Annotated in this window: 24 protein-coding genes and 1 tRNA gene; 7 read left to right on the forward strand and 18 right to left on the reverse strand. The window is 69.3% G+C overall.

Annotation, left to right across the window (positions count from 1 at the left end; genetic code table 11):
• Nucleotides 1-17: 17 nt before the first annotated feature.
• From ACX80J_RS10745 to pdhA, 3 genes are read right to left on the reverse strand one after another with little or no spacing between them, the layout of a single operon-like run.
• Nucleotides 18-1,877: a dihydrolipoamide acetyltransferase family protein gene (locus tag ACX80J_RS10745; RefSeq protein WP_459347759.1), complete on the reverse strand. Its 1,860-nt coding sequence runs from the start codon at nucleotides 1,875-1,877 to the stop codon at nucleotides 18-20.
• The gene (locus ACX80J_RS10750) at nucleotides 1,874-2,896 is read right to left on the reverse strand and encodes an alpha-ketoacid dehydrogenase subunit beta (RefSeq protein ID WP_459347760.1); all 1,023 of its coding nucleotides are present in this window, start codon (nucleotides 2,894-2,896) and stop codon (nucleotides 1,874-1,876) included. The genes ACX80J_RS10745 and ACX80J_RS10750 overlap by 4 nt, the downstream gene beginning before the upstream one ends.
• Nucleotides 2,896-4,086 (reverse strand): pyruvate dehydrogenase (acetyl-transferring) E1 component subunit alpha, encoded by a 1,191-nt coding sequence (gene pdhA / locus ACX80J_RS10755; RefSeq protein ID WP_459347761.1) that lies wholly within the window; start codon nucleotides 4,084-4,086, stop codon nucleotides 2,896-2,898. The genes ACX80J_RS10750 and pdhA overlap by 1 nt, the downstream gene beginning before the upstream one ends.
• Before the next feature lie 182 nt (nucleotides 4,087-4,268).
• On the opposite strand from pdhA, the gene ACX80J_RS10760 reads away from it, so the two are divergent.
• Entirely contained in the window at nucleotides 4,269-4,745 is a 477-nt protein-coding gene (locus ACX80J_RS10760; protein WP_459345791.1) for an Lrp/AsnC family transcriptional regulator, read from the forward strand.
• A gap of 25 nt (nucleotides 4,746-4,770) precedes the next feature.
• Here the strand turns inward: ACX80J_RS10760 and ACX80J_RS10765 are convergent, their stop codons facing one another.
• Nucleotides 4,771-6,801, reverse strand: a complete 2,031-nt coding sequence (locus ACX80J_RS10765; protein WP_459347762.1) for a glycoside hydrolase family 3 protein — start codon at nucleotides 6,799-6,801, stop codon at nucleotides 4,771-4,773.
• A 111-nt stretch (nucleotides 6,802-6,912) separates the two neighbouring features.
• On the opposite strand from ACX80J_RS10765, the gene ACX80J_RS10770 reads away from it, so the two are divergent.
• Entirely contained in the window at nucleotides 6,913-7,488 is a 576-nt protein-coding gene (locus ACX80J_RS10770; RefSeq protein ID WP_459347763.1) for a TetR family transcriptional regulator, read from the forward strand.
• Between the two features lie 75 nt (nucleotides 7,489-7,563).
• On the opposite strand, the gene ACX80J_RS10775 is transcribed toward ACX80J_RS10770, so the two are convergent.
• Together ACX80J_RS10775 and ACX80J_RS10780 are read right to left on the reverse strand one after the other, a co-directional pair.
• Nucleotides 7,564-9,192 (reverse strand): solute symporter family protein, encoded by a 1,629-nt coding sequence (locus tag ACX80J_RS10775; RefSeq protein WP_459347911.1) that lies wholly within the window; start codon nucleotides 9,190-9,192, stop codon nucleotides 7,564-7,566.
• Between the two features lie 5 nt (nucleotides 9,193-9,197).
• Nucleotides 9,198-9,581 carry a DUF485 domain-containing protein gene (locus ACX80J_RS10780; protein WP_459345787.1) on the reverse strand — a complete coding sequence of 128 codons (384 nt, stop codon included), beginning with the start codon at nucleotides 9,579-9,581 and terminating at the stop codon, nucleotides 9,198-9,200.
• Between the two features lie 309 nt (nucleotides 9,582-9,890).
• On the opposite strand from ACX80J_RS10780, the gene ACX80J_RS10785 reads away from it, so the two are divergent.
• From ACX80J_RS10785 to ACX80J_RS10800, 4 genes are read left to right on the forward strand one after another with little or no spacing between them, the layout of a single operon-like run.
• Nucleotides 9,891-11,078 carry a sensor histidine kinase gene (locus ACX80J_RS10785; protein WP_459347764.1) on the forward strand — a complete coding sequence of 396 codons (1,188 nt, stop codon included), beginning with the start codon at nucleotides 9,891-9,893 and terminating at the stop codon, nucleotides 11,076-11,078.
• Between the two features lie 19 nt (nucleotides 11,079-11,097).
• Nucleotides 11,098-11,817 carry a LytR/AlgR family response regulator transcription factor gene (locus tag ACX80J_RS10790; protein ID WP_459347765.1) on the forward strand — a complete coding sequence of 240 codons (720 nt, stop codon included), beginning with the start codon at nucleotides 11,098-11,100 and terminating at the stop codon, nucleotides 11,815-11,817.
• 52 nt (nucleotides 11,818-11,869) lie between these two features.
• Entirely contained in the window at nucleotides 11,870-12,253 is a 384-nt protein-coding gene (locus ACX80J_RS10795; RefSeq protein ID WP_459345784.1) for a DUF485 domain-containing protein, read from the forward strand.
• A gap of 25 nt (nucleotides 12,254-12,278) precedes the next feature.
• On the forward strand, nucleotides 12,279-13,745 hold the full coding sequence (locus tag ACX80J_RS10800; RefSeq protein WP_459347912.1) for a sodium/solute symporter: 1,467 nt from the start codon (nucleotides 12,279-12,281) through the stop codon (nucleotides 13,743-13,745).
• Between the two features lie 40 nt (nucleotides 13,746-13,785).
• On the opposite strand, the gene ACX80J_RS10805 is transcribed toward ACX80J_RS10800, so the two are convergent.
• The 6 genes from ACX80J_RS10805 to rpsB all read right to left on the reverse strand — a co-directional run bounded on the left by ACX80J_RS10805 (nucleotide 13,786) and on the right by rpsB (nucleotide 19,068).
• Nucleotides 13,786-14,361, reverse strand: a complete 576-nt coding sequence (locus tag ACX80J_RS10805) for a DivIVA domain-containing protein (RefSeq protein ID WP_459347766.1) — start codon at nucleotides 14,359-14,361, stop codon at nucleotides 13,786-13,788.
• Nucleotides 14,362-14,439: 78 nt separating this feature from the next.
• On the reverse strand, nucleotides 14,440-15,561 hold the full coding sequence (locus tag ACX80J_RS10810) for a phosphatidate cytidylyltransferase (RefSeq protein ID WP_459345782.1): 1,122 nt from the start codon (nucleotides 15,559-15,561) through the stop codon (nucleotides 14,440-14,442).
• Nucleotides 15,561-16,118, reverse strand: coding sequence for a ribosome recycling factor (frr, locus tag ACX80J_RS10815; protein WP_301229937.1), 558 nt, complete (start codon nucleotides 16,116-16,118; stop codon nucleotides 15,561-15,563). The genes ACX80J_RS10810 and frr overlap by 1 nt, the downstream gene beginning before the upstream one ends.
• Nucleotides 16,119-16,262: 144 nt before the next feature.
• Nucleotides 16,263-17,003: a UMP kinase gene (gene pyrH, locus ACX80J_RS10820; protein WP_459345781.1), complete on the reverse strand. Its 741-nt coding sequence runs from the start codon at nucleotides 17,001-17,003 to the stop codon at nucleotides 16,263-16,265.
• A gap of 175 nt (nucleotides 17,004-17,178) precedes the next feature.
• Nucleotides 17,179-18,015, reverse strand: coding sequence for a translation elongation factor Ts (tsf, locus tag ACX80J_RS10825; protein WP_459347767.1), 837 nt, complete (start codon nucleotides 18,013-18,015; stop codon nucleotides 17,179-17,181).
• Nucleotides 18,016-18,150: 135 nt separating this feature from the next.
• Nucleotides 18,151-19,068 (reverse strand): 30S ribosomal protein S2, encoded by a 918-nt coding sequence (gene rpsB, locus ACX80J_RS10830; protein ID WP_459347768.1) that lies wholly within the window; start codon nucleotides 19,066-19,068, stop codon nucleotides 18,151-18,153.
• Between the two features lie 414 nt (nucleotides 19,069-19,482).
• Between rpsB and ACX80J_RS10835 the strand changes: the two genes are divergently transcribed.
• Complete coding sequence (locus ACX80J_RS10835) at nucleotides 19,483-20,229, forward strand: M23 family metallopeptidase (protein WP_459347769.1); 747 nt, start codon at nucleotides 19,483-19,485, stop codon at nucleotides 20,227-20,229.
• On the opposite strand, the gene ACX80J_RS10840 is transcribed toward ACX80J_RS10835, so the two are convergent.
• The 6 genes from ACX80J_RS10840 to ACX80J_RS10865 all read right to left on the reverse strand — a co-directional run bounded on the left by ACX80J_RS10840 (nucleotide 20,226) and on the right by ACX80J_RS10865 (nucleotide 25,514).
• Complete coding sequence (locus ACX80J_RS10840) at nucleotides 20,226-21,416, reverse strand: acyl-CoA dehydrogenase family protein (RefSeq protein WP_459347770.1); 1,191 nt, start codon at nucleotides 21,414-21,416, stop codon at nucleotides 20,226-20,228. The genes ACX80J_RS10835 and ACX80J_RS10840 overlap by 4 nt on opposite strands.
• A gap of 216 nt (nucleotides 21,417-21,632) precedes the next feature.
• Nucleotides 21,633-21,706 (reverse strand) — tRNA-Ile (locus ACX80J_RS10845).
• A 63-nt stretch (nucleotides 21,707-21,769) separates the two neighbouring features.
• A complete protein-coding gene (locus tag ACX80J_RS10850) occupies nucleotides 21,770-23,062 on the reverse strand; it encodes a glycosyltransferase (protein ID WP_459347771.1) in 1,293 nt (430 codons plus the stop codon).
• A gap of 50 nt (nucleotides 23,063-23,112) precedes the next feature.
• Nucleotides 23,113-23,988, reverse strand: a complete 876-nt coding sequence (locus ACX80J_RS10855; RefSeq protein WP_459345775.1) for a DMT family transporter — start codon at nucleotides 23,986-23,988, stop codon at nucleotides 23,113-23,115.
• Nucleotides 23,976-24,602, reverse strand: a complete 627-nt coding sequence (locus tag ACX80J_RS10860) for a CDP-alcohol phosphatidyltransferase family protein (RefSeq protein ID WP_459347772.1) — start codon at nucleotides 24,600-24,602, stop codon at nucleotides 23,976-23,978. The genes ACX80J_RS10855 and ACX80J_RS10860 overlap by 13 nt, the downstream gene beginning before the upstream one ends.
• A gap of 105 nt (nucleotides 24,603-24,707) precedes the next feature.
• The gene (locus ACX80J_RS10865) at nucleotides 24,708-25,514 is read right to left on the reverse strand and encodes a phage holin family protein (RefSeq protein WP_459347773.1); all 807 of its coding nucleotides are present in this window, start codon (nucleotides 25,512-25,514) and stop codon (nucleotides 24,708-24,710) included.
• Nucleotides 25,515-25,554 lie beyond the last annotated feature (40 nt).

Here is a 25,554-nt window from a genome sequence, read left to right on the forward strand (position 1 = left end):
GCTGGACCACCGTAGGGCTAGACCATCGTCAGGACCATTGCCGGATTCCGGAGGATCGCGCCGACGTCGGCCAGGAACCGGGATCCCTGCTCGCCGTCGACGAGCCGGTGGTCGAAGGACAGGCTCAGTGTCAGGACCGACCGCAGCGCGACGGTGCCCTGGAACTCCCACGGCATGCTGCGGACCGCACCCACGGCGAGGATGGCCGCTTCGCCCGGGTTCAGGATCGGCGTGCCGGCGTCGATGCCGAACACTCCGATGTTGGTGATCGACACCGTTCCGCCCGCGAGGTCGGCCGGCGGAGTCCTGCCCGCCCGGGCCGTCTCCGTCAGCGTCGCGATCGCCCGGGCGAGGTCCACCAGCGTCAGAGCCTGAGCGGCCTTGATGTTCGGCACGAGCAGGCCCCGCGGTGTGGCGGCGGCGATTCCGAGGTTCACATCCCCGTACTGCACGATCTCCTGGGCAGCCTCGTCCCACGACGAGTTGAGTGTAGGGTTGCGGGCGATCGCGATGCACACCGCTTTCGCCACGATGGTCAGCGGCGTCACCTTCGTGCCCTCGAAGGCCCGGGCGGCCTTCAGCTCCGCCAGCAGGTCCATGGTGGGGGTGACGTCGATGGTGAGGAACTCCGTCACGTGCGGCGCTGTGAACGCGCTCGCCACCATGGCGTCCGCGGTGTGCTTCCGCATCCCGCGGATCGGTGTCCGGGTCTCCCCCGCCGAGGCATGCGGGGACGCAGTGCCGGCCGGCGCCGCCCATGGCATTCGCGGTGCGGCGCTAGGTGCTGCTGGTGCCGCCGGCGCTGCGCTCGGGGGTACGGGCGCTGCCTGTGCGGCGCCTGGTGACGCCGGCGCTGCCGGCACTGCGCTCGGTGGTACGGGGCTTCCCGCGGTGCCCGCGAGCGCGGCAAGGACGTCGTCCCGCGTGATCAGGGCTCCGGGGCCGGTGCCGGTCAGGGCGTCGAGGGTGATTCCGAGGTCCCGGGCGAGCTTCCGTACCGGCGGCGTGGACCGCGGCCGCTCCACGCGTCGTGCGATTCCCGGAACCGCAGGTGCGATGGGCGACGCAGGCGGTGCAGTCCGCCCAGCCGATGCAGTGGCCGCAGCCGGCGCGGGCGGTGCAGGCGGTGTCACCGGGCCTGCGGGCAGCACTGCCGCACTCGCAGGTGCCATCGGCGACGCGGTCGGCGCCGCAGGTACGGGTACCGAAGATGCGGGGGCTGCGGGCCCCGCGGACTGGAACGTACGGCTCCGGCGCTGCGGACGCCCTCCCTTCTCGACGGCGGCACCGTACCCCACGAGGTTGGGCTGACGCTTCGCGGGCGCTTCGCCGCTCTCCGGCGGGTACGCGATCGCGGAACCGGTCGGTGAACCCATCGCGGAGCCGGTCGCTGAGCCGGTCACGGAACCGGTCGCGGAACCGGTCGCTGAACCGGTCGCTGAAGCCGGCGGGTACGGAGAGGAGGAACCCGACGGGTGGGCCTGAGGCATCGGGGCGTCATCGTCACCCGTCACCTCGAAGGAGACGATCGGCGCTCCGACGTCGACGACGGTTCCCGCGGCCTCGTGCAGGCGCACCACGACGCCGGCGTACGGTGACGGCAGTTCGACGACGGCCTTGGCCGTCTCGACGTCGGCGATGATCTGGTTCAGTTCGACGGTGTCGCCCTCCGCGACGTGCCACTGGAGGATCTCCGACTCGGTCAGGCCCTCACCCAGATCCGGGAGCCGGAACTCCCTGATCCGACTCCCCGTTCCCGAAGCCGCCGGGCCCGGTGCCGTTCCCGGTGCTGTTCCTGGTGCCGCCGTTCCTGGTGCCGCCGAGCCAGGCGCCGTCCCTGGCGCCATCCCCGGTGCCATTTCTGGTGCCGCCGTCACCGTGCCGGTCCTTCCATGTCCAGACCGCTCAGGGAGTTCGGCCGGCGCAGCACGCGGTCCACGCCGTCGAGGATGCGGTCGAGGTCCGGCAGGTGGTGGAACTCGAGCTTGGAGTAGGGATAGGGGATGTCGAAGCCCGTGATCCGGACGGGAGCGTGCTCCAGGTAGTCGAAGCACCGCTCCGTGATGCTGGCGGCGATCTCCGCGCCGAGACCGCCCGACCGGGCGGCCTCGTGCGTGACGACCAGCCGGCCTGTCTTCCGTACCGAGGCCTCCACCGTGGAGAAGTCGATCGGTGCGAGCGAGCGCAGGTCGATGACCTCGATCGAGATGCCGTCGTCGGACGCCGCGATGGCGGCATCGCGTGCCGTCGGCACGAGGGGCCCGTAGGTGACCAGCGTGACGTCCCGTCCCTCGGTGACCACACGGGCGGCACCCATGTCCGACGCCGACAGGTCTTCGGCCTCGTCGACCTCGCCCTTGACGTGGTAGCGGCGCTTGGGCTCGAAGTACAGCACCGGGTCGTCACTGGCGATGGCCTGCTGGATCATCGAATAGGCGTCCTGCGGGTTGGACGGACTCACCACGCGCAGGCCCGACGTGTGCGTGAAGTAGGCCTCGGGCGACTCCGAGTGGTGCTCCGGGGAACCGATGCCGCCGCCGAAGGGCACGCGGATGGTGATCGGCATCCTCACCGCGCCCCGCGTCCGGTAGTGCAGCTTGGCCACCTGGCTCACGATCTGGTCGAACGCCGGATAGATGAAACCGTCGAACTGGATCTCGACGACCGGGCGGTAGCCCCGGTACGCCATGCCGACGGCCGTGCCCATGATGCCCGCCTCGGCGAGCGGAGTGTCCATCACGCGGTGTGCCCCGAAGTCCTTCTGCAGTCCATCGGTGATGCGGAAGACGCCGCCGAGCCTGCCGATGTCCTCGCCCAGGAGGACCACCTTGGGATCGTCGTCCATGGCGCGTCGCAGGCCCGCGTTGATCGCGCGGCCGAAGGTCATGGTGGACATCAGCGGTGTCCTTCCTGTGCGGGCTGGTCGAAGGAGGCGAGGTAGCGCTCGTAGTGTTCCTGCTGGCGGTCGAGCTCGGGGTGGGGCGTGCTGTAGACGTGGCGGAAGACGTCGGACGGCGCCGGCTCGGGCATCGAGACGCAGCCCTCGCGCAGTTCCGCGGCGATGGCGTCGGCCCTGGCCTTCACCGCATCCGTGTAGTCGGCCCCGAGGAGGCCGAGGGAGTCGAGCAGGGTGGCGAGCCGTGCCAGCGGATCGCGGGCCACCCAATCCTCGAGTTCGTTCGGGTCGCGGTAGCGCGTCGGGTCGTCCGCCGTCGTGTGCGGGCCCATGCGGTAGGTCACGGCTTCGATGAAGGTGGGGCCGCCGCCGGAGCGCGCCCGGGCGAGGGCCTCGCGGGTGACGGCGAGGCACGCGAGGACGTCGTTCCCGTCGACCCGCACGGACGGGATGCCGAAGCCCGGCGCCCGGCGCGCGATCGGCACGTGCGCCTGCAGGCCCACCGGCTCGGAGATGGCCCAGTGGTTGTTCTGGCAGAAGAAGACGACAGGCGCCTGGTAGCTCGCGGCGAAGACCATTGCCTCGTTGACGTCGCCCTGGCTCGTGGCTCCGTCCCCGAAGTAGGTCACTGCGACGGAGTCCGCACCGTCGTTGATGATGCCCATCGCGTAGCCCGTGGCGTGGAGGGTCTGGGCGCCGATGATCACCTGGGGCGTCGCCATGTTGATCGTGTAGGGGTCCCACCCCGAGGAGGCGTTGCCGCGCCAGACACGAAGGATGTCTGCGAGGTCCACTCCCCGGCAGTAGGCGACGCCGTTCTCGCGGTAGCTGGAGAAGACGAAATCGTCCGAGCGCAGGGCGCGGCCGGAGCCGATCTGGGCGGCTTCCTGCCCGAGGAGCGGCGGCCAGAGTGCCAGCTCGCCCTGGCGCTGCAGCGCGGTGGCTTCGGCATCGATGCGCCGCACCACCACCATGTCCTCGTAGAGCTTCTGGAGGGCGGCGCCGTCGACGTCGGCCACGAGACGGTCGTAGTGTGCGTGCGGGTGGCGGACCCCGGAGGGGTCGATGAGCTGGACGGGCTCGTCCGCGCCGGGGCGGGCGGGGCCGGGGAAGACCAGCCCGCTCGCCGGTCCTGCGTCGTCGTCTCCGCCGGTGGATCCCGATCCTGTCCGGGCGCCGTCCTGGGTCATCGCACGCAACCTTCACACTCGCAGGCACCCCTCCGCGGGTTACCCGTAGGGAGGGGCTCCGGGCGCCGTTGCCCGGAGTGATTGTGACCCTACTCACGCCGAACAGGTGGCACAACCGTTTTGTCCTCGGCTGAGCACTATGCACTATTCGGCCCCTTCAGGCCGTGTTAGCGTTGCGCACTATGCAACCCCTCGACCTCACCGACACGCGGCTGCTGCAGGCCCTGGCCAAGGACCCCCGACGCACCGTGGTCGCCCTTGCGCAGAAGCTGGGGCTGTCACGGAACACGGTGCAGGCGAGGATGGCCCAGCTCGAGAAGAAGGCGGTCTTCCTCTCCTTCGAGCGGCGCATCAATACCGTGTCGCTCGGTTACCCGCTGACCGCCTTCATCCACGTCCACGTGCAGCAGCAGAAGCTGGCATCCATCACGCGCAGCATCGCCGCCGTCCCCGAGGTCATCGAGGCGTTCGGACTGACGGGGCAGGCCGACATCCTGGTCCGTGTGGTCGCCGTCGACGCCGAGGACCTCTTCCGGATCAACGGCAAGATCCTTGCGTGCGACGGGGTGGAGCGCTGCGACACCTCACTCGCCATGGGCGAGCTCATTCCCTTCCGCGTCGAGCCGCTGCTCGCACGCGGCCCGCGCACGGCGTCCTGACCTCCCGGCCAGGACGCCGCACCGGTCAGCGGCCGCTGCGCGTGTAGGACAGGCCGAACCCGGCCGGGAACAGCGGGTGGGCGGTGTCGTTCGGTACGTCCGGCAGCTGGGCTTCGACCTCGGCCATGGAGGACGGCAGTTCGAACGGCAGGCGCCCGCCCGGCTCCCCCTTGCCCCGCAGCACGTCCAGCAGCACGCCGTCCGACACGCCGTAGTCCGCGAGGAGCGCGTCCGCGTGCTCGACGACGTTGCCGAGGATCAGCGGCCGTGCGAGGTTCGGGACGGCGACTGTCGGGATGCCTGCATCCGACGCCGCGAGCAGCGCCTGGTAGCCCGGCTCGTCACCGCTGAAGTCGAGGTCCGTCAGGTCGGCTCCGCCGCGCGGGTCGGCGAGCCGGACGACGGCGAGGTCCGCCTCCGCAGGCGTGGCCACGGGGGTGAAGCCCGCGTCGCGGGCGGCGTCGGCGTCGATCCCGGAGAGGAAGACCTTCCGGACGTCCCTGCGGGACACCGGCAGGACGCCGTCGTTGCTCAGCAGCGTCAGCGACGCGGCCTGCGCAGCGTCGCCCGCCTTCGCCGACTTGGTGCTGCCGACGATCCGCTCCGCAGCGCTGACGTCGACGTAGGGGTTCTCGAAGAGTCCCAGTTCGAACTTCTGCTGCAGGACGCGCCGTGCCGCCTCGTCCACGCGCTCCTCGCCGAGCAGCCCCTGGCCTACCGCCTCGAGGATGTACTGCGGCTTGTCGCTGCCGCCGATGATGTCGACGCCCGCGTTCACCGCGCTCGCGTAGCGCTCGGCCAGCGTCAGGTCCTCGACGCCCCACGGCATGCCCGCTCCGTGTGCTCCGACGAAGGACAGCGGCGGACGGAGTGCCAGGCACGACGCCGGGCAGTCGTTGGCGATGCCCCAGTCCGACGTGATGACGCCGTCGAACCCGTACTCCCCGCGCAGCACGTCCTGCAGGAGGTACTCGTTGTGGTTCGCGCCCACCTGCTCCACGGCCGTCCCGTTGCGCTCCAGGTCCTGCAGGATCGAGTAGGTCGGCATGATGCCCGAGGCCCCGGCGGCGAAGGCGCCCTCGTAGGGGGTCAGGTGCTCCTCGAAGTTGTTGCCGGGGAACGCCGCGTACCGGCCGTAGTAGTAGTGGCTGTCGTAGCCGTTGACCTGGGCGCCGTAGCCCACCCAGTGCTTGACGACCGTGGCGACGCTGTCCGGGGTGAGTCCGTCCGATCCGCCCTGCATCCCCTCGACGTAGGCCTGGACGTGTTCGCGCACCTCCTCGCCCGTGGCGCCGAACGTGCCGTTGATACGGGTCCACCGGGGCTCGGTGGCAAGGTCTGCCTGCGGGGACAGCGCCTCGTGGATGCCGACCGCGCGGTACTCCCTGCGGATGATGTCGGCCATCGCTTTGGTCGTCTCCGGATCGTCCACCGCTCCCATGCCGATCGGGTCGGGGAACGGGGTGAAGTCACCGTTCGAGACGGTCTGCCCCTCCGTCACGGTGAAGCCGTTGCGCGGATCGGTGCTGATCTTCAGGGGGATGCCGAACGGCTGCTGCTCGGCGAGCGCCTGGAGGTCGTTGTGCTCGCTCGCGAGGGTTCCCGCCCCGACCCCGAGCCGGGAGATGAACGTGGTGATGTGGCGTTCCTCGAGGAGCCGGGAGAACACGGCGCGGTCGTAGGTGCCCCTGCCCGTCAGGGAGGCGTGCATGAGCTGCCCGGCCTTCTCCTCGAGGGAGAGCCGCGCGACGAGGTCCGTCGCGCGTTCCTCCGGGCTGAGGCGCCAGTCCTCGTAAGGGGTCAGCGTGCCGTTCCCGTCGAGGTCGCGGAAGGACCGCCCATCCACCCTGATGATCTCCGCGGACCGGCTGTCCAGTGCCGGCTGGCGGACCTTCTGCTGGGGAGCTGCGCTCGCCGCCGACCCTGATGCGAGGATCGTCGCCAGCAGTGCACCGGCGGTGACGGCGGCGACGGGTCCCCGACCTCGTCGCCTGCCTGCTGCACTCGTGCGCGGGGCCGCACCGCGGCTCGTTCCCGCGTCCGGATTCTTGCCCATGATTACTCCTTCGTAATGGGTACAGGTTGTCCTGGTGTGTGCCAGATTACACAAAACCGAGCAACACTGGGTTTTGTGCCGCGGCTGCGGGCCACCCTTTACACTCGACCCATGAGCGGAAAGGCGCCGGGCACCTATGCCAAGGGCATCGAACGGCGTCGCGACCTGCTGAGGATCGCCGCGGACGTCTTCGCCGCCGAGGGATTCGAGGGCACCACCCTCAAGCTCGTCGCGGAGCGGGCAGGCATCAAGGAAGCAACACTGTTCCACTACTTCAGCGGCAAGCAGGACCTGCTGACCGCGGTGCTCGCCGACCGCGACGAGCAGAACACCGCGTGGACCGGCGGGGCGGCGATAGCCCTCGCCGACCTTCCGGGCATCGCCGAGCGCAACGAGCAGCATCCCGGTCTGACCGCGCTGTTCGCCGTGGCATCCGCCACCGCGACCCGGCCGGGACACGCCGCCAGGGACTACTTCCGGAACCGCTACGCGTGGCTCGTCGAGAGGACCGCCGGGAACATCGCCGATGCGCAGGGCCGCGGTGAGATCCGCGCGGACATCTCCCCCGAGGACGCTGCGCGTATCATCATCGGCGTGTTCGACGGCATCCAGCTCCAGTGGCTGTACGACCCGGACGTGAGCATGCCGGCCGCGCTGGCGGGTGTCCTCCGGCTCCTGGAACCGTAGTCCCCCACGACGAACCAGTTAAGACGAACGAGGCCGCCCCGGGTGGGGCGGCCTCGTTCGTCCTGCGGGTGTGCGTCAGTGGTCGGTGGCCTTCTCGGCGCCGACGCCGGTGAGCGACCGTACTTCCATCTCGGCCTGCTTCATCGGGTCCTCCTTCGTCTTGGAGAGCGTGGTGCCCAGCCAGCCGAGGAAGAACGCGAGCGGGATGGAGACGATGCCCGGGTTGCTCAGGGGGAACAGCGAGAAGTCCGCCCCCTGGATCATCGACTTCTCGCCGCCGGAGACGACGGGCGAGAGGGCGATGAGGAGGATCGCGGAGCCGAGGCCGCCGTACATGCTCCAGACCGCTCCCTGGGTGTTGAACTTCCGCCAGAACAGCGAGTAGAGGATGGTGGGCAGGTTGGCGCTGGCCGCGACGGCGAATGCGAGCGCCACCAGGAATGCCACGTTCTGCCCCTGGGCGCCGATACCGCCGGCGATGGACACCAGGCCGATCACGATCACCGTGCGGCGGGCCACCTTGACCTCGCCGTCGGGGTCCACCTTGCCGCGGCGGATGACGCTGGCGTAGATGTCATGGGCGAACGAGGCGGCCGCCGTGATGGTCAGGCCCGCGACGACCGCCAGGATCGTGGCGAACGCGACGGCGGAGATGAGTCCGAGCAGGATGGATCCGCCGAGCTCGTAGGCCAGCAGCGGCGCCGCGGAGTTCACGCCGCCGGGTGCTGCCTTGATCCGGTCCGCGCCGATCAGTGCGCTGGCGCCGTAGCCCAACACGAGGGTGAAGAGGTAGAAGGCGCCGATGAGCCAGATGGCCCAGACCACCGAGCGTCGGGCCTCCTTGGCCGTGGGCACGGTGTAGAAGCGCATGAGCACGTGCGGCAGGGCAGCCGTCCCGAGCACGAGCGCGAGCGCCAGGGACAGGAAGTCGAGCCTGGTGATGGCGCTGACGCCGTACTGCAGGCCCGGGCTCGTGATGGCCGCGTTGCCTGAGGTCTCGACGGCGGCACCGAGCAGGGTGGAGAGGTTGAAGCCGTGGATCGCCAGGACCCAGACCGTCATGACGAACGCGCCCGCGATCAGCAGGCAGGCCTTGATGATCTGCACCCAGGTGGTGCCCTTCATGCCGCCGATCAGCACGTACATGATCATGAGGACGCCGACGACCGTGATGACGATGGACTGTCCGAGTTTGTCGTTGATGCCGAGCAGGAGCGAGACGAGTCCGCCCGCACCGGCCATCTGGGCGAGCAGGTAGAAGAAGCAGACCGCCAGGGTGGTGATCGCAGCTGCGATGCGGACGGGCCGCTGCTTGAGCCGGAAGGACAGGACGTCCGCCATGGTGAACTTGCCCGTGTTGCGGAGGAGTTCCGCGACGAGGAGCAGCGCCACGAGCCAGGCCACGAGGAAACCGATCGAGTACAGGAATCCGTCATAGCCGTTGATGGCGATGGCCCCGACGATGCCGAGGAAGGAGGCGGCCGAGAGGTAGTCGCCCGCGATCGCGGTACCGTTCTGCGGGCCGGTGAACGAGCGCCCGGCCGCGTAGTAGTCCGCCGCCGTCTTGTTGTTGCGGCTGGCCCGCAGCACGATCACGAGGGTGATCGCGACGAACAGGCCGAAGATCGAGATGTTGAGGATCGGGGAACCGACGGTCGTTGCCTCGGCGGTCTGGAGTGGCAGGCGGAGGCCCGCCCCGGTCATGGGGATCATTTGTTTCCGCCTGCTGGGTCGATGAACACTTCGGGTGCCGCTTCCTCGAGCTCATGCCGGATGCTGGCGGCGATGGGGTCGAGACGCCTGTTGGCGTAGCTGACGTACCACATGGTGATGGCGAAGGTGCTGACGAACTGCAGCAGCCCGAGGATGATGCCGATGTTGATGTTGCCGAAGACCGGCGTCGCCATGAAGTCGTGCGCGTAGTCGGCCAGCAGCACGTAGGCGAAGTACCAGAGCAGGAAGAACACTGCCATGGGGAAGACGAAGCTGCGATGGCGCTTGCGCAGGTCCTTGAACTGCTCGGTCTGCTGGACTTCGGTGAAGTCGACGGCAGCACCGGAGCCGGAAACCGGCTCGACTGGGTGCGAACCCATTGTTCCTCCTTCTATCGGACGTCACGCCGGCCGCCGCGCGGCCTCGTCGCCGCGCACAAGAGCACGTCGGTGTGACTCCCATCACTGTGCGGCACGACGACGACCGTCACCAGCAGCGCACCGCACCCCGTCGGTGAGTGCACAGCACGATGCGCCGAACGGTCGGCGGACGCGGCGAGCGCCGCCCCCGGGGTTCGTGCCGGGACCGCCGCCTCCTACTCCTGCCCCGCTCCCGTCCCGCTCCCCTCCTGATCCCGGCGGTGTCGCGGGCTCCCGTCGGGTGGAAAGCCCGGAGGCTAGGCTGGAACCATGTTCAGCGCCGCCGTCGACACCGCGCTGGTGTGCGCCGTCGCCATCATCACTCTGGCCGTCGTGGCCTCGCTCGGGTTCCGCCTCTCACGCTCCTACCGGGATCTCGGCTCCGACGCCGACCGCGCCACCTACGACACGCTCCACACGGCCGCCCTCGCCTCCGAGCACCTGCGCGAGGGCCTCACGCCGGCCGGGGCTCCGAAGGCGGCACGCCACCTGCGCGGACTCCTGCGCTGCGACATCCTCCTCATCAGCGACGACGCGGGCGTGCTGGCCTGGGACGGCGGGCGCACGGCCGCACCCGACGTGATGCCGCTGGTCCGGCAGGTCCTCGAGAGCGGCCGCACCCAGATCTTCCGCCGCCAGCGCCTCGACGCCGCGGGCCTGACCGGCCTCGGCGAACTCGTGCTGTCCCCGGTCCGCGGGGACAAGCGCGTGGTGGGCACTGTCGGCGCCTTCGCGGGAGACGTCAACGCCGGACTTGTCCGCGCCACCAACGAGCTCGCGGGCTGGGTGTCCACGCAGGTGGAGCTCGCCGAACTGGACTCGTCCCGGCGGCTGCTGGCGGAGGCGGAAGTACGTGCCCTCCGTGCGCAGATCAGCCCGCACTTCATCTACAACTCGCTCAACGCCATCGCGTCCTTCATCAATACGGACCCGCAGCGGGCCCGTGAGCTCGTGGTCGAGTTCGCCGACTTCACGCGCTACTCCTTCCGCCGCCACGGCGACTTCACCACGGTGGCCGAGGAGCTGCGCAGCATCGACCGCTACCTCCTGCTCGAGCGCGCGCGCTTCGGGGATCGGCTGAAGGTCCGCCTCGAGATCGGCCCGGAGGTCCTCAGCACCGTGATCCCCTTCCTCAGCCTCCAGCCCCTGGTGGAGAACGCGGTGCGCCACGGCCTCGACTCGAAGGACGGCGTCGGGAACATTACCATCACGGCCCACGACGTCGGGCCCTTCGCCGAGGTGACCATCGAGGACGACGGCGTCGGCATCGATCCGGAGCACCTCCGGTCCGTCCTCGCGGGCCACACCGAGGGGGTCCACGTGGGGCTGCGCAACGTCGACTCGCGCCTGCGCCAGGTGTACGGCGACGACCACGGCCTGATCATCGACACGGCGCCCGGCGCGGGCACGCTGATCACCATGCGGGTGCCCAAGTCGCAGCCCGACCACCAGGCGTGAGCCGCGTAACCTAGGACACATGGTCAATGTTCTCATCGCCGACGATGAACTCCCCGCCGTCGAGGAACTGGCATTCCTGCTCGGCAAGGACGCGCGGATCGGCGCGATCCACCGCGCGTCGAGCGGCGCGGAGGCGCTGAGGACCCTCGAGCAGCACGATGTGGACGCCCTGTTCCTCGACATCCACATGCCGTCCCTGTCCGGGCTCGACATCGCCCGCGCGGTCTCGCGCTTTCCCCGTCCTCCCGCCGTCGTCTTCGTCACCGCCGACGAGGACCGGGCGCTCGAGGCGTTCGAGCTGCGCGCCGTCGACTACCTCCTGAAGCCCGTCCGGACCGAGCGGCTCACGGAGTCCGTCCGGCGGATCTGCGAGCTCATGGAAGGCTCGACGGCGGCCCCCGAGGTGATCACCGTCGACCAGGGCGGCGTGAGCCGGATGATCCGGCGCGACGACGTGCGCTACGTCCAGGCACAGGGCGACTACGCCCGCCTCCACACCTCCGAGGCGAGCTACCTGATCCGCATCCCCCTCAACGACCTCGAGCGCCAATGGGCCGAAGCCGGGTTCCTCCGGACGCACCGCTCCTACCTCGTGGCGATGGACCAGGTACGGAAGGTCCGCATCGGTGCCGGCCGCGCCAGCCTCTTCGTCGGCGACGCCGAGCTGCCGGTCAGCCGCCGGCACCTTCCCGACGTCCGGGAGAAGCTCGAGGCGACCCGGCTCCGTCCGAGCCACTGACGGCCGTGCATCCGCTGCCGGCCGCGGCCCTCCCCGGGGAGGAGTCCCTCTGATGCACGACAGTCCGGAGGTTCCCCGCCGCGTCCGGGTCACCGCCCCCAGGACGGCCGCCCGCGCCACCGGGGCTTCCTTCCCCGTGGCACGCGAGATGGCCGAGCAGTCCGAGGTGGGCCAGCTGTTCGTCGCGTCCCTGATCCGGTCGCAGCTGCGCCTCGCCCTCGTGGTGGCCGGCGGGTTCCTGGTCATCCTCATCGGCATCCCGGTGCTGCTCGCACTGTTCCCCGCGATCAACGGTGTGACGATCCTGACCGTACCCATCCCCTGGCTGCTGCTCGGCCTCGGGGTCTATCCCCTGGTCATCGGCTGCGCCGTCCTCTACGTCCGTAGCGCGTCGCGCAACGAGCGCCGCTTCCAGGACCTCGTGGACGATGACTGACGCCCTGGACAACGAGGCCCTGCAGCTGAGCCCCGCCGTCGGCTACACGGCCCTCGTCCTCGTCGCGCTCTGCACCGTGCTGATCGGCATCTACGGCCTGCGCATCTCGCGGACCACCGGCGACTTCTACGTCGCGTCGCGCACCGTCCGCCCCTGGTGGAACGCCTCCGCCATCGGCGGCGAGTACCTGTCCGCGGCCAGCTTCCTCGGCATCGCGGGCCTCATCATGATCTCCGGCGCGGACGCCCTCTGGTTCCCGATCGGCTACACCGCCGGATACCTCATGCTCCTGCTGTTCGTCGCCGCTCCCCTGCGCCGTTCCGGGGCGTACACCATCCCGGACTTCGCGCAGGCGCGGCTCGATTCGCTGCTGGTGCGCCGCGTGACGAGCATGCTCGTCGTCGTCGTCGGCTGGCTCTACATCGTCCCGCAACTGCACGGCGCGGCACTGACCGTCCGCATCACCACGGGCCTCCCCGCCTGGGTGGGCCCGCTCGCCGTCGTCGTCGTGGTGTGCCTCAGCGTGGTGACCGGTGGGATGCGCTCGATCACCTTCGTGCAGGCCTTCCAGTACTGGCTCAAGCTCATGGCCCTCGCGGTCCCGGCGGCGTTCATCCTCGTCCGTCTCGGCGCGGAGGGCCAACCCGTCACGGCAGGCGGGAGCGCCTTCAGCGCCGACCTCGATGCGACGGCGGGTGCGTCCCTCTACGGCACCATTTCACTGGTCATCGCGCTCCTGTTCGGGACCCTCGGGCTGCCCCACGTCCTCGTCCGCTTCTACACGAACCCCGACGGCGCGTCGGCGCGACGAACGACGCTGATCGTCCTCGGCCTGCTCTCCGTGTTCTACCTGTTCCCCACCGTGTACGGGATCCTGGGGAGGATCCACATGCCGGAGCTCGCGGCGGAGGGGGCGGCGGACGCCACGGTCCTCCTGCTGCCGGGCCGCATCTTCGACGGCGCCGCCGGCGACCTGCTGTCCGCCCTGGTGACCGCCGGTGCCTTCGCGGCGTTCCTCTCGACGACGAGCGGCCTCGTGGTGTCGCTCGCCGGCGTGGTGAGCCAGGAGTTCTTCCAGGGCAGCGTCGCCGGCTTCCGGCGGGCGGCGCTCCTCTCGGCGCTCATCCCGCTGGTTCTCGCCCTGCTGACGGACAGCCTGGCGTTGGCCGGCAGCGTCGGCTCCGTGTTCGCCTTCACGGCCTCCACCATCTGCCCGCTGCTGCTTCTCGGGATCTGGTGGCGCGGGCTGACGGATGCGGGAGCCGTCGCGGGGATGCTCGCCGGAGCGGTGCTGTGCGGGGGCGCGATCGCGGGATCGGCACTGCTGGGGCCGGGTGCCGGAGAGCGGTGGGTGGTGCTGGACCAGCCCGCGCTGTGGACCGTGCCGACGGCGTTCCTCACCATGGTGCTCGTCTCGCGGGCGACGGCGGGGCGGCGGCCGGCATCCGCCTCCCGCGTGCTCGCCCGCCTGCATACGCCGGAGCCGCACTGACCCTGCCGGTCGCCAGGACGTCGGGGGCGTCAGGCGGAGTTCAGTCGATGCCCGCCATGAGTTCCACCACGCGCTCCAGGAAGGAGTCCACCTGGTTCTCCTCGTAGCCGTCCGCGCCCCTGGCCTCCCGGAACACGGCCCGGCGGACGACGTCGACGCTCATCGGAGTGCTGTTCTCGAGGTACTGCAGGAGCTCGTCGCACAGGCGGTCGACGTCCTCGACGTTGTAGCTCGGGCTCTTCGTCCTCGTCGGACGGCGGAAGCGCTCCCCCGCGGGCCGGTGCAGGCGCCTCCGGAGCACTGCGGCGGTGCGTCCGATCGTCCGCAGCCACGCCTCCTCGCCCTCCGTGGCGATCACGTGGTCGCGTTCCCGCTGCGCGAAGACGTCCTCGAGCCGGTCCAGCGCGGCGTCGACGGCGGAGGGCTCGTAGCCGCCCCGGGCCGGGTCGAAGGACATGCCGCGCACATCCTTGCTCGTGATGGCACCGTCGGGATGTTCCGCGTCGTAGTGCGCGCGGGCCTTCGTCAGGAAACGGTCCACCTGGCGCGTGTTGTAGCCGAACTCCCGGCGTCCGACGCGTGCGAACGGGGAACTGCCCGGGCGGGCGACATCCATGGTCAGTCCTTCTGGCGAATTTTTCGTGAGACCGTGCGGGAGCCGTCCGGCTCCGGGGTTCCCGCCGCTGACCTGCGGCTACATCATCCCCGGTACAAATGTAACGGACAGCAGGTACGCCATCGGGGACGCGAAGACGATCGAGTCGAGGCGGTCCATGACCCCGCCGTGGCCGGGCAGGATGGTGCTCATGTCCTTGACGCCGAGCTCGCGCTTGATCATCGATTCCGCGAGGTCACCGGCGGTGGCGGAGGCCACGATGGCGACGGCGAGCACCAGTCCGATCCACAGCGGCTGCCCCAGCAGGAACACGGCGCACAGGCCGCCGACCACGAACGCCCCGCCGATCGACCCGCCGAAACCCTCCCAGGACTTCTTGGGGCTGATCTTCGGCGCCATGGCGTGCTTCCCGAAGAACGCCCCGATCAGGTAGCCGAAGGTGTCGTTCGCGACGACGAGCAGCAGCAGCGTCGCGATCACGAGGAAGCCGCCCTCCCCGCGCATCAGCAGCATCGCGAAGCTCAGCATGAACGGCACCCACAGCACCGTGAAGGCACCGGCCATGAGGCTCTTCCCGGCATCGGGCGCGGGATCGAGCGAACGCCAGAGGAAGAGGCCGACCACGGAGAACACCGCGGCGACGGCGAGGCCCTCGGCTCCGCCGAAATAGGCGGAGGACGGAAGGACCAGGGAGCCGGCGAGGGTGGGCACGAGAGGCACGTGGATGCGCCGGATCTCGAGCGCCCGGCAAATCTCCCAGACGCCGACGGCGCCGAACAGGGTGACGATCCCCACGAAGACGATCGGGAAGAACAACAGGCCCACGAGGACCGGGATCAGGAGCCCCGCGCCGACGCCGATCGCGGCCGGCAGGTTGCGGCCGGCACGCGAGGGCTTACCCGGCTCGCGGATGGGACGGCGACGCCGGAACAGCCCGTGGCCGGATGCGCGCCCGGCACGGCTCGCCCTGCGCGGTCCGGGGGTGGGTGCGGCACCGGACGTGGGGTCTCCCGCACCCGGCACTGCACCCGGCACTTCGCCCGGTGACGCTTCCGGTGACGCGGCGGACGAGGCACCACCGTGCACGGCGCCCGATGGCGGAACGTCGGCCGAGACGACGGCTGCGCGGGTGGTGTCTGTCCCGGCGTCGGGACCTGTTGGTCGCCCGAGGCCCGCGCCGGGAGGATCGAGGTCTGCCATCAGACCTCGAGCAGCTCGGCTTCCTTGCGCTTCAGCAGGTCGTCGATGAGGTCGACGCGGGACTTGGTCAGCGCGTCGAGTTCCTTCTCCGCGCGCGAGCCCTCGTCCTCGCCCGAGTCGCCGTCCTTGACCGCCTTGTCGATGCCGTCCTTCGCCTTGCGGCGGATGTTGCGGATGGAGATCTTGGCGTCCTCCGCCTTCGTCTTCACCAGCTTCACGTATTCCTTACGGCGCTCCTGCGTCAGCTCGGGCAGGACCACCCGGATCACGTTGCCGTCGTTGGACGGGTTGGCGCCGAGATCGGAATCACGCAGCGCCTTCTCGATGTCGTTGAGTGACGCCCGATCGAACGGCGTGATGAGCAGTGTGCGGGCTTCGGGGTTCTGGAACGACGCCAGCTGCTGCAGCGGGGTGGGAGCGCCGTAGTACATCACCACCACCTTGGAGAACAGCGAGGCGTTGGCGCGCCCGGTGCGGACCGTGGCGAAATCGTCCTTTGCAACCTCCACGGCCTTGTCCATCTTGTCGGTGGCTTCCAGCAAGGTCTCTTCGATCACAATGTCTCCTTCGGTCCGCAGTCGGCTGCCCGGCAACCGTTCCAGTGTTCAATCCTAGTTCAAGCCCCCAGGCGGGGACGCGTGATGTCCAGGCGCCGGAAGGGCGCCGTTGCCCCGCTCGCTCCGCGAGGGTACGCGGCCCGGCTAGACGGTGACGAGCGTCCCGAGCTTCTCGCCGCGGATGGCGCGCGTCACGTTGCCTTCGCCCTCCATGCCGAAGACGACCATCGCGAGCTTGTTGTCCTTGCACATCGTCATGGCGGTCTGGTCCATGACGCGGATGTCACGGCGCAGGGCCTCGTCATAGGACAGCGTGTCGAGCTTCTCCGCCGTCGGGTCCTTGTGGGGATCGGCCGTGTACACGCCGTCGACGCCGCTCTTCGCCATCAGGACCTCGTCCGCGTGGACCTCCAAGGCGCGCTGCGCTGCCACGGTGTCGGTGGAGAAGTAGGGAAGGCCCGCGCCGGCACCGAAGATGACCACGCGTCCCTTCTCGAGGTGGCGAATGGCGCGCCGCGGGATGTATGCCTCGGCGACCTGGCCCATCGTGATGGCGCTCTGCACGCGCGTCTCGACGCCGTCCTGCTCGAGGAAGTCCTGCAGGGCGAGGCAGTTCATGACGGTTCCGAGCATGCCCATGTAGTCGGCGCGAGAGCGGTCCATGCCGCTCTGCGAGAGTTCGGCGCCGCGGAAGAAGTTGCCTCCGCCGACCACGATCGCGACCTCCACGTCGCCCACGGTGGCCGCGATCTGCTTGGCCACGGACCGGACGGTCTCCGGGTCGACGCCGAGCTTGCCGCCGCCGAAGACCTCACCGGAAAGCTTGAGGAGGACCCGGCGCCGGCCTCCGGTACCACCCGTTCGAGCGGTGGAAGTGGTGTCCATGAAGTGCCTCCCGTGGCGTTGGGTTGTCGGCCGTCCTTGGTCGGACGGCGGGTGGTGCGAGGTGCGGGATGTTGCCGGACCCGTTACAGGATACGGGGCGCCTCCCGAGCGCAGGAAAGGGCGGCCACCCCGATGGCGGCCGCCCTTCGTTTCGTGCTGGGCCTCGGCCTGGAGCCTAGGCGCCGACGCGGAAGCGTGCGAAGGCCGTGGCCTTGGCGTTGGCGTCGGAAAGGACCGTCGCGACGGACTTCTTCGCGTCCTTGGCGAATGCCTGGTCCACCAGGACACCCTCCTTGAAGAAGCCGGTGAGGCGTCCCTCGACGATCTTCGCGAGTGCCTGCTCGGGCTTGCCCTCGGCGCGTGCGGTCTCGTCGGCGATGCGGCGCTCCGACTCGACCAGCTCGGCGGGGACGTCCTCGCGGGTCAGGTACGTGGGCGCGTAGGCGGCGATGTGGACCGCGACGTCGTGCGCGGCCTCGACAGCGGAGTCCCCCGAACCCTCGACGGCGAAGAGCACGCCGACCTGGGCGGGGAGGTCCTTGGACGTCTTGTGCAGGTAGGCGTCGACGATCTGGCCCTCGACCCGCGCGATACGGCGGACGTCGACCTTCTCGCCCAGCAGTGCCCCGGCTTCGATGACGTGCTCGGAGACGGGCTTGCCGTCGAGCTCGAAGGACAGGAGGCTCTCGACGTCGGCGGCCCCGGACTCGATGGCGGCGGCGAGCACCTTGTTGGAGAAGTCGATGAACGGGCCGGCCTTCGCGACGAAGTCGGTCTCGCAGTTGACCTCGACCATGACGCCGACGTTGCCGTCGACGCGGGCGGCGACGAGGCCCTCGGCGGTCGAGCGGCCCTCACGCTTCGTGGCACCCTTGAGGCCCTTGATGCGGATCAGTTCCAGGGCCTTGTCGGCGTCGCCGTTGGCTTCGTCGAGGGCCTTCTTGACGTCCATCATGCCGGCGCCCGTGCGCTCGCGCAGGGCCTTGATGTCAGCGGCAGTGAAATTTGCCATACGAACTCCTAAGTTGATGTGGATCTACGAAGAGCTACCGCGGGCCTGGGCCCGCGGAGCAGGCGTCACGCGGTGATCGCCTGCGGAACATGCGTAAGGGGCGTGGTTTCACCCACACCCCTTACGCAATAAGGACTACTTGGTGTCGCTGGAGGAGACTTCCTCGGCAGGAAGGCCTGCAGCTGCGGGAGCCTCGGCGGCGAGCGCCTCGGCTTCGGCGGGAGCCTGATCGGCGGCGGGCGACTCGGAGGTGGCCGGGGCTGCTGCCTCGGCTGCAGGAGCATCGGCGCCCTCGAGCAGTTCACGCTCCCACTCGGCCATCGGCTCTTCGGCCGCTGCGGCGTCGTTACCGTTCGCGCGGTTGTTGCGGGCGATGAGGCCTTCGGCCACGGCGTCCGCGATGACGCGGGTGAGGAGGTTGACGGCGCGGATGGCGTCGTCGTTGCCCGGGATCGGGAAGTCGACCTCGTCCGGATCGCAGTTGGTGTCGAGGATCGCGACGACGGGGATGTTGAGCTTCTTCGCCTCGTCGATGGCGAGGTGCTCCTTCTTGGTGTCGACAACCCAGACGACCGAGGGGGCCTTGGTCAGGTTGCGGATACCGCCGAGGTTGCTCTGCAGCTTGGTGAGCTCACGCTTGAGGAGCAGGAGCTCCTTCTTGGTGTGGCCCGAGCCGGCGACGTCGTCGAAGTCGATCTCTTCGAGTTCCTTCATGCGCTGGATGCGCTTGGAGACCGTCTGGAAGTTGGTGAGCATTCCACCGAGCCAGCGCTGGTTCACGTAGGGCTGGCCGACGCGGGTCGCCTGGTCGGCGATCGCTTCCTGGGCCTGCTTCTTCGTACCGACGAAGAGGACGGTTCCGCCGTGGGCGACGGTGGCCTTCACGAATTCGTGCGCGCGGTCGATGTAGCCCAGCGACTGCTGGAGATCGATGATGTAGATGCCGTTGCGCTCGGTGAAGATGAAGCGCTTCATCTTCGGGTTCCAACGGCGGGTCTGGTGACCGAAGTGGACGCCGCTGTCGAGCAGCTGGCGCATGGTTACGACTGGCATTTTCTGCCTTTCTTCAGCTTCGGCTCGGGCGCGATGCGCCGCCGGAAGCTTGTTGACGGTTATCTCGGTACCGGCCGGGGTGGCTGGTACGTCCTGGTGCCTGGTCGTCGTCGCAGACGTCCCCTCCCCTTCCGGACTTCGCCGGACCGCAGGGCGGGCACTTCGGCACCCTTGGTGGGCACTGAATCGCAGGCACGCGTAGTCAGCCTGGGGATCCCATCCCGCGACGAAGCCGTAGGCACGAGGAGGTGGGAGCAGCAGACTGCTCGTCCCAGTGTACTACAGCGCCGACGCCCGACCGGGCCCGGCGGCGGCTGTCCCCGCTCCCCCGCCGTCGCGATTCCCGGGGCGGTGGTTGTCCACATGGCTTGGGCCGCCGTCCCCGCCCGGATGTGCATTTGGCAGGGTTTCCCCATGACTGGTTCCCCGGCGCCCCGCCCCGCCCGCACCCCCGTCCGCCCTGCTCGCGCGGGTCTCCCCTCGGCCGCGGTTCTCTTTCGATTCCCCGGGGCCGCGGTTCGTGCTCGATTCCCCTCGGCCGCGGTTCTTTTTCGATTCCCCGCGGTCGCGGTCAGCGCGGTCCTGGTACTGGCCCTGGCCGGCACCCTGGTCGGCAGCCCCGCAGGTCCTGCCGGGGCCGCAGCAGACGTCGTCCCCGAATGGTCCTGGCCGCTGACCCCGGTTCCGGAGGTCCTGCGGCGCTTCGAGAAGCCGCCGCAGCCATGGAAACGAGGCCACCGCGGAGTGGACCTCTCCGCAGGTGCCGGCGGGCCGGTCGTCGTCGTCAGTCCTGCCGACGGGGTCGTCTCCTTCGCAGGAACCGTCGTGGACCGCGGCGTACTGTCGATCGCTCATGGCGGCGGACGGATCAGCAGCTTCGAGCCCGTCACGACGGACCTCGTAAAAGGCCGGCGGGTCGGCCAGGGTGACGTGGTGGCGATGCTCGCCGGGCCGGCAGCCGGCGGCCCTCCGAGGCACTGCGGGCAATCGTGTCTGCACTGGGGCGTCCGTGTGGACGGCGAGTACGTGGACCCGCTGTCCTTCGTGATGGACCGGCGCCCCTCGGTACTCCTTCCGCTGGGCGGCGGACGGTCGCGGCAGGACGCAGGAAGGGGCCGGACGGTGCCCGTTCAACCCCTTCCCCGCCGCGCCTCCCCCTAGACGAAGGCGGCGATGCCGGTGATGGACCTGCCCGCGACGAGCGTGTTGATCTCCTGAGTGCCCTCGTACGAGTACACCGCCTCCGCATCGGAGAAGATCTTCGCCATCTCGAAGTCGGTGACGATGCCGTTGCCGCCCAGGATATTGCGTCCTGCGGCGACGCTCTCGCGCATGCGGGCCGTGGTGAAGGCCTTGGCGAGGGCCGACTGCTCGTCCTTCGCCTTGCCCGCGTCCTCGAGCTGGGAGAGGCGCACCATCATGCCCATGGAGCTCATGGCGTTGCCGAGGATCTGGACGAGCTGCTGCTGAACGAGCTGGAAGCTGGCGATGGGCCTGCCGAACTGCTCGCGCTCCACCGCGTAGCGGCGTGCGACGTCGAAGGCTGCCAGCTGCTGGCCCACGGCCTGCCACCCGACGGCCAGCCTGGTCACCTTCAGGACCTTGTTCGTGTCCCGGAAGCTGTTCGCGCCCTTCAGATGGAAATCATCGGGGACCACGACGTTGTCCAGCACGATGTCCGCGTTCTCGACGGAGCGGAGGGCGATCTTGTTCTCGATCTTCGTCGAGGTGAAGCCGGGGGTCGTCGTGTCCACCAGGAAGCCCTTGACCTGGTTGTCCTCGAGGTCCCTGGCGTAGATGACCACCCAGTCGGAGAAGGTGGCGTTGCCGATCCAGCGCTTCGCGCCGTTCAGAGTCCACGAGTCGCCGTTCCGGCGCGCCGTGGTCCGCGTTCCTCCCGCGACGTCCGAGCCGCCGAGCGGTTCCGTCAGGCCGAAGGCCCCGATCTTTCGGAGGGCGTAGATGTCCGGCAGCCACTCCTCCTGCTGCTCCTTCGAGGCGAGCAGTTCGATCGAGCCGGTGAACAGGCCGTCGTGGACGCCGAGGAAGGTGGCGAAGGAGGTGTCCGCCCTGGTGAACTCGGCGTGGGAGATGCCCGCGAAGAGGTTGGAGTAGCCCTGACGGTGCACGGGGCTCACCGGATCGAGTTCGGCGATCTTCGGGATGAGCTCCTTCGGGAAGGAACCCTGGTTCCACCAGGCGACGGCATTCGGCCGGACTTCGAGGGCGAGCCAGGACCGGATCTCCTCGAGCCGGGAGCGCTCCTTGTCGGACAGCAGCTCCTCGAATGCATAGAAGTCGCCGCCCGGGTAGGGGAGGTCGTTGACATCGATCGACGTCTTGCTCATCGGAATTCCCTTCCTCTGGTCAGCGGCGACCAGCACACTCCAGGCGGACAGCCTGACGGGCGCGACGCGCTCATGGCCCTATGTTACTCGCCAGTAACTTAGGGCGCCAGCGGTCCACCGGCGGAGCGCCGGCCAGCGGTGGGGTCCGGAATGCACGGATGCGCCGCCCACGGGCGTGGACGGCGCATTGGCGAGGGTCGTGCTCGACCCGGTCGGTAGGGCTGCTGGGGCTTGAACCCAGGACAAACGGATTATGAGTCCGCTGCTCTAACCAGCTGAGCTACAGCCCCCAGGGGCGTACTGCCCCCGATGCGTCGGTCCCGGACTGTTCCCCGGGGCACCGAACGCAGGTTTCATTGTAAGCGGAGGGCGTCCGCATCGCTGTCGGCGGACTCGTCGGCGGGCCCGTCGACCGATTCGTCGTCGGAGCCACTCCGCACTCCGTGCGCGGAGAGGGTCCCGTGTGTGGAGAGGGTCCCGTAGTAGAGCCCTTCGAAGGTCGCGAGCGTCGCGTGGATGTCGTGCTTGTTCACCATCTCCCGGCTCGCCGCACCCATCGTCTGCTGGTCCTCGGGGGACAGCTCGAGGATCTCGGTGATGCGGCGGGCCAGTTCGTCGGAGTTCCCGGGTTCGAACAGGAAGCCGTTCTTCCCGTCGGACACCAGGTGCGGCAGCGCCATGGCATCGGCGAGCAGCACGGGCGTCGAGGCCGACATCGCCTCCAGCGTGACGAGTGACTGCAGTTCCGCCGTCCCGGGCTGGCAGAACACGGAGGCGCGGATGTAGCTCCTGCGCAGCTCCTCGTCGTCGATCAGGCCCCGGAAGATGACGCGGTCGCCGATGCCGAGGCGGGCGGCCTGCGCCTGCAGGGCGGCCTTCACCTCGCCACCGCCGACGATCTCCAGGTGGACGCGGAGGTGCTCGGGGGTCTTGGCCACGGCGTCGATGAGCACATCGACGTGCTTCTCCTCGGCGAGCCGTCCCACGAAGAGGACGGTGGGGTGCTGGTGGGGCTCGATCGTCTCGCCGGGCTGCCGTTCGTAGGCGGCGGAGTCGATCCCGTTCGAGACGGGCAGCACCTCGGTGAGGAAGGCGTGGTCCCGCATGGCCTTCGCGGCGAGGGGGGTCGGCGTGGTCACGGCGGCAGCCTTGGCCATCACCTTGCCCATGTCCTTCCACGAGTTCTTCGCGACGATCCGCTTCAGCCACTCGGGGAACGGCAGGAAGGGATTGAGGTTCTCGGGCATGAAGTGGTTGGTGGCCACCACGCGGATGCCCCGTCGCACCGCCTCGTACAGCGTGTACTCCCCCACCATGTAGTGGCACTGGATGTGGACGACGTCGGGCTGCACCTGGTCGAAGAGCAGACTGATGTCCCGTCGAATCTCCCAGGGGTAGCAGATGCGCCAGTAGTCGTGTGTCGGCACACTGTGCGAGCGGAGGCGGTGGACCGTCCAGTCCCCACCCGGCTCGGTGAAGCTCCTGCCGTTGGACGCCCGGGGCGCGAGGACGTGCACCGTGTGCCCGCGCCCGCTCATGCCCTTCGCGAGCCGGTACCCGAACTGCGCCGCACCGTTCACGTTGGGCGGATACGTATCCGCGGCGATCAGGATGGTCAGGGGTTTGTAGTCAACCGGGTAACTCACGCGTGGATTCCCCTACGTCGGTGTGCTGGACGGAACTGGTGCAGGTCGTGTCAGCGCTGCCTCCTCACGACGTCGGGATGATGTCGGGACAGGGCAACGACCCCCACAATAGCAACGAGGGCGGCCGAGCCCATGCCGAGCGCGGTGACCGTCCGCACATCCGGCTGGAGTTCGCCGAGGATGGTGATCCCCACGGCGATGCCCACGATGGGGTCGATGACGGTGAGCCCCGCGATGACGAGATCGGGCGGGCCTGTCGCGTAGGCGCTCTGCACGAACCAGGATCCGAGGGCCGCGGCCCCGGCGAGCGCGACCAGGGTCAGGAACGGGACGTTGAGCAGGAACCGGCCGTTCGGATCGAGCAGGTGACCGGCGACGACCTTCGTCAGGACCGCGACGAACCCGAAGAGGACGCCGGCACCGAGGATGTAGGCGAAGGCGTTGAGCCGGTGCCGGCCGAGCACCGCCAGGGAGCCGAAGACCACGACGGCGGCACCGAGCAGGAGCACGACGGACAGTTCCTGGGCCGGATCGATGGAGTGGTTCTGACGCGTGACGTTCACGGCGAGCAGCACGAAGAGGGCGCTGCCGCTGACGCACCCGGTGATCGCGGCGACGGTGGGGCGGTTGATGCGGATGCCCTGGTCCCTGGAGTTGACCACGGTGGTGATGACCAGCGCGATCGCGCCGATGGGCTGGACGACCGTGAGGCTCGCGAGGCTCAGCGCGACGACGTTCAGGGCTGTCCCCGCTCCCAGGAGGAAGAGGCCGAACAGCCAGCGCGGATTGGCGAGGAGGCGGGCGAACCCGGACGAGCTGAGGGACAGCCCGCCCGTGTTCGCCCGCACGGCACTGCCCTGCCGCTGCGCTCCGAACGCGAGGAAGACGGCGCCCAACAGCGCAAGCACGATGGCTAGGAGCTGCACGACTGCTGCTCGGCCCGCTCCAGCCGGTACTTGCGGTGGGCTGCGGTGAAGTAGGCGTAGAACGCGGCGAGGTGCAGCGCGCACCCGGCGGCGAGCAGCCCCTGGGCGACGATCAAGATCCACTCGTGTCCGAAGCCCTCGACGCGGTGCAGCAGGAGCAGTGGTGCTCCGACGAGCAGCAGCGCGGTCCGGATCTTGCCGATGGTGGCGACGGGGAGATGCAGGGGCCCGCGGAACAGGACGAGCGCGTTGATGATGAGAAGGACATCCGGGATGACGATGGCCCAGACGAGCCACGCCGGGGCGATGCCGTCCACGACGAACGTGACTGCGACGACGATCAGGGCGGTCCGGTCGGCCAGGGGGTCCAGCCACTTCCCGACGACGGACACCTGGTGGAGGCGACGGGCGATGTAGCCGTCGACCCAGTCCGTGGACCCGACGATGCAGAGGGTCAGGACGGCCGCCCCGTACCGCTGCTGGACGATGAACCAGACGAACAGGGGGGCACCGAGGAAGCGGACGACGGTGATGAGGTTGGGCAGGGTCCATGCCGTCGCGAGTTCAGTGCCCTCGCTGCTGGACCGCGCTCCGGCCCCGATCGATTTCGTCACCTGTGCCTCCCCACCCCATTATGCAGTGGAACGGCCGCTCTCCCGTGGCCTCCCGCGGTGCGGTGCTGGTCGCGGGCGAGCGGCCGTCCTGGAACGTACTGCCTGCTACTTGCTGAGGAGTCGGCGCAGCATCACGAGCATCGCGGCCACGGAGGCGGCGAGGACGCTCAGGGGCTTCCACCGGTCGGCGAGGCTCGTGTTGTGCGGGACCTCGCGCCGGACCGCGACGGCCGCGACCCTGCCGTTGCCCTTCGACGCGTCGGCCTTCGGGCCGGCCCCCGACGAGCGGTGCCGGGCCTTGTCCAGCCGCGCCTTGACATCCGCACGGGCGCCGAGCGAATCGCGGGCGTCGGCGATGTGGGTGCGGCGCTCGCCCGAGCGGCCGCGCAGTTCCTCGTAGGACGGCGTGGGCTCCTTGGGCTTGGTGTCCCGGGCGTCGTCCCTGGAGTCCTTGTCCTCCTTCGGCTTCTTCACGTCGAGGGTGGCGGGGTCGAAGCTGCGGCCTTCCTTCAGCACGCCCAGGTCGTAGCGGATGCCGCGGATGGCATCCTGGGGTACCAGCGGGAGTTGCTTCTTGAGCCGCGAGACGCCGATCAGCGCGAGGATGCCGCCGATCACGAGGAAGAGGAGTGCCACCAGCAGGGCTGCGAGCCAGGCCGGCATGATCTCGGCGAGGCCCATGATGGCCGCGACCACGAGGGCGACGGCGAAGAACAGCACGAAGACCAGCGCGACGACGAGGAAGGCGGCCGCGATTCCGGCCTTGATGCCCTTCTGCTTCATCTGTGCGACGGCGATCGAGAACTCGTCGCTGACCTGCCGCGGCGTCAGGCGCGCCAGGAGTTTGATGAGTCCAAACAGCGAGAGCGAGCCTGTGGACCGCTTGCCGCGCGTACTAGCCGAGCTGTTCATAGGCCCTGCCTCCATTCGTATGTGTCTAGCTGGAAATTCG

This window comes from Arthrobacter rhamnosi (assembly GCF_054510975.1).

Coding starts and splice junctions, on each gene's coding strand:
- ACX80J_RS10785 (WP_459347764.1), top strand. CDS start 9,891: ATGTTCAGCGCCGCCGTCGACACCGCGCTGGTGTGCGCCGTCGCCATC.
- ACX80J_RS10835 (WP_459347769.1), top strand. CDS start 19,483: ATGACTGGTTCCCCGGCGCCCCGCCCCGCCCGCACCCCCGTCCGCCCT.
- ACX80J_RS10790 (WP_459347765.1), top strand. CDS start 11,098: ATGGTCAATGTTCTCATCGCCGACGATGAACTCCCCGCCGTCGAGGAA.
- rpsB (WP_459347768.1), bottom strand. CDS start 19,068: ATGCCAGTCGTAACCATGCGCCAGCTGCTCGACAGCGGCGTCCACTTC.
- ACX80J_RS10795 (WP_459345784.1), top strand. CDS start 11,870: ATGCACGACAGTCCGGAGGTTCCCCGCCGCGTCCGGGTCACCGCCCCC.
- ACX80J_RS10760 (WP_459345791.1), top strand. CDS start 4,269: ATGCAACCCCTCGACCTCACCGACACGCGGCTGCTGCAGGCCCTGGCC.
- pyrH (WP_459345781.1), bottom strand. CDS start 17,003: ATGGACACCACTTCCACCGCTCGAACGGGTGGTACCGGAGGCCGGCGC.
- ACX80J_RS10765 (WP_459347762.1), bottom strand. CDS start 6,801: ATGGGCAAGAATCCGGACGCGGGAACGAGCCGCGGTGCGGCCCCGCGC.
- pdhA (WP_459347761.1), bottom strand. CDS start 4,086: ATGACCCAGGACGGCGCCCGGACAGGATCGGGATCCACCGGCGGAGAC.
- ACX80J_RS10775 (WP_459347911.1), bottom strand. CDS start 9,192: ATGACCGGGGCGGGCCTCCGCCTGCCACTCCAGACCGCCGAGGCAACG.
- ACX80J_RS10865 (WP_459347773.1), bottom strand. CDS start 25,514: ATGAACAGCTCGGCTAGTACGCGCGGCAAGCGGTCCACAGGCTCGCTC.
- ACX80J_RS10770 (WP_459347763.1), top strand. CDS start 6,913: ATGAGCGGAAAGGCGCCGGGCACCTATGCCAAGGGCATCGAACGGCGT.
- ACX80J_RS10780 (WP_459345787.1), bottom strand. CDS start 9,581: ATGGGTTCGCACCCAGTCGAGCCGGTTTCCGGCTCCGGTGCTGCCGTC.
- ACX80J_RS10750 (WP_459347760.1), bottom strand. CDS start 2,896: ATGTCCACCATGACCTTCGGCCGCGCGATCAACGCGGGCCTGCGACGC.
- ACX80J_RS10840 (WP_459347770.1), bottom strand. CDS start 21,416: ATGAGCAAGACGTCGATCGATGTCAACGACCTCCCCTACCCGGGCGGC.
- ACX80J_RS10805 (WP_459347766.1), bottom strand. CDS start 14,361: ATGGATGTCGCCCGCCCGGGCAGTTCCCCGTTCGCACGCGTCGGACGC.
- ACX80J_RS10810 (WP_459345782.1), bottom strand. CDS start 15,561: ATGGCAGACCTCGATCCTCCCGGCGCGGGCCTCGGGCGACCAACAGGT.
- tsf (WP_459347767.1), bottom strand. CDS start 18,015: ATGGCAAATTTCACTGCCGCTGACATCAAGGCCCTGCGCGAGCGCACG.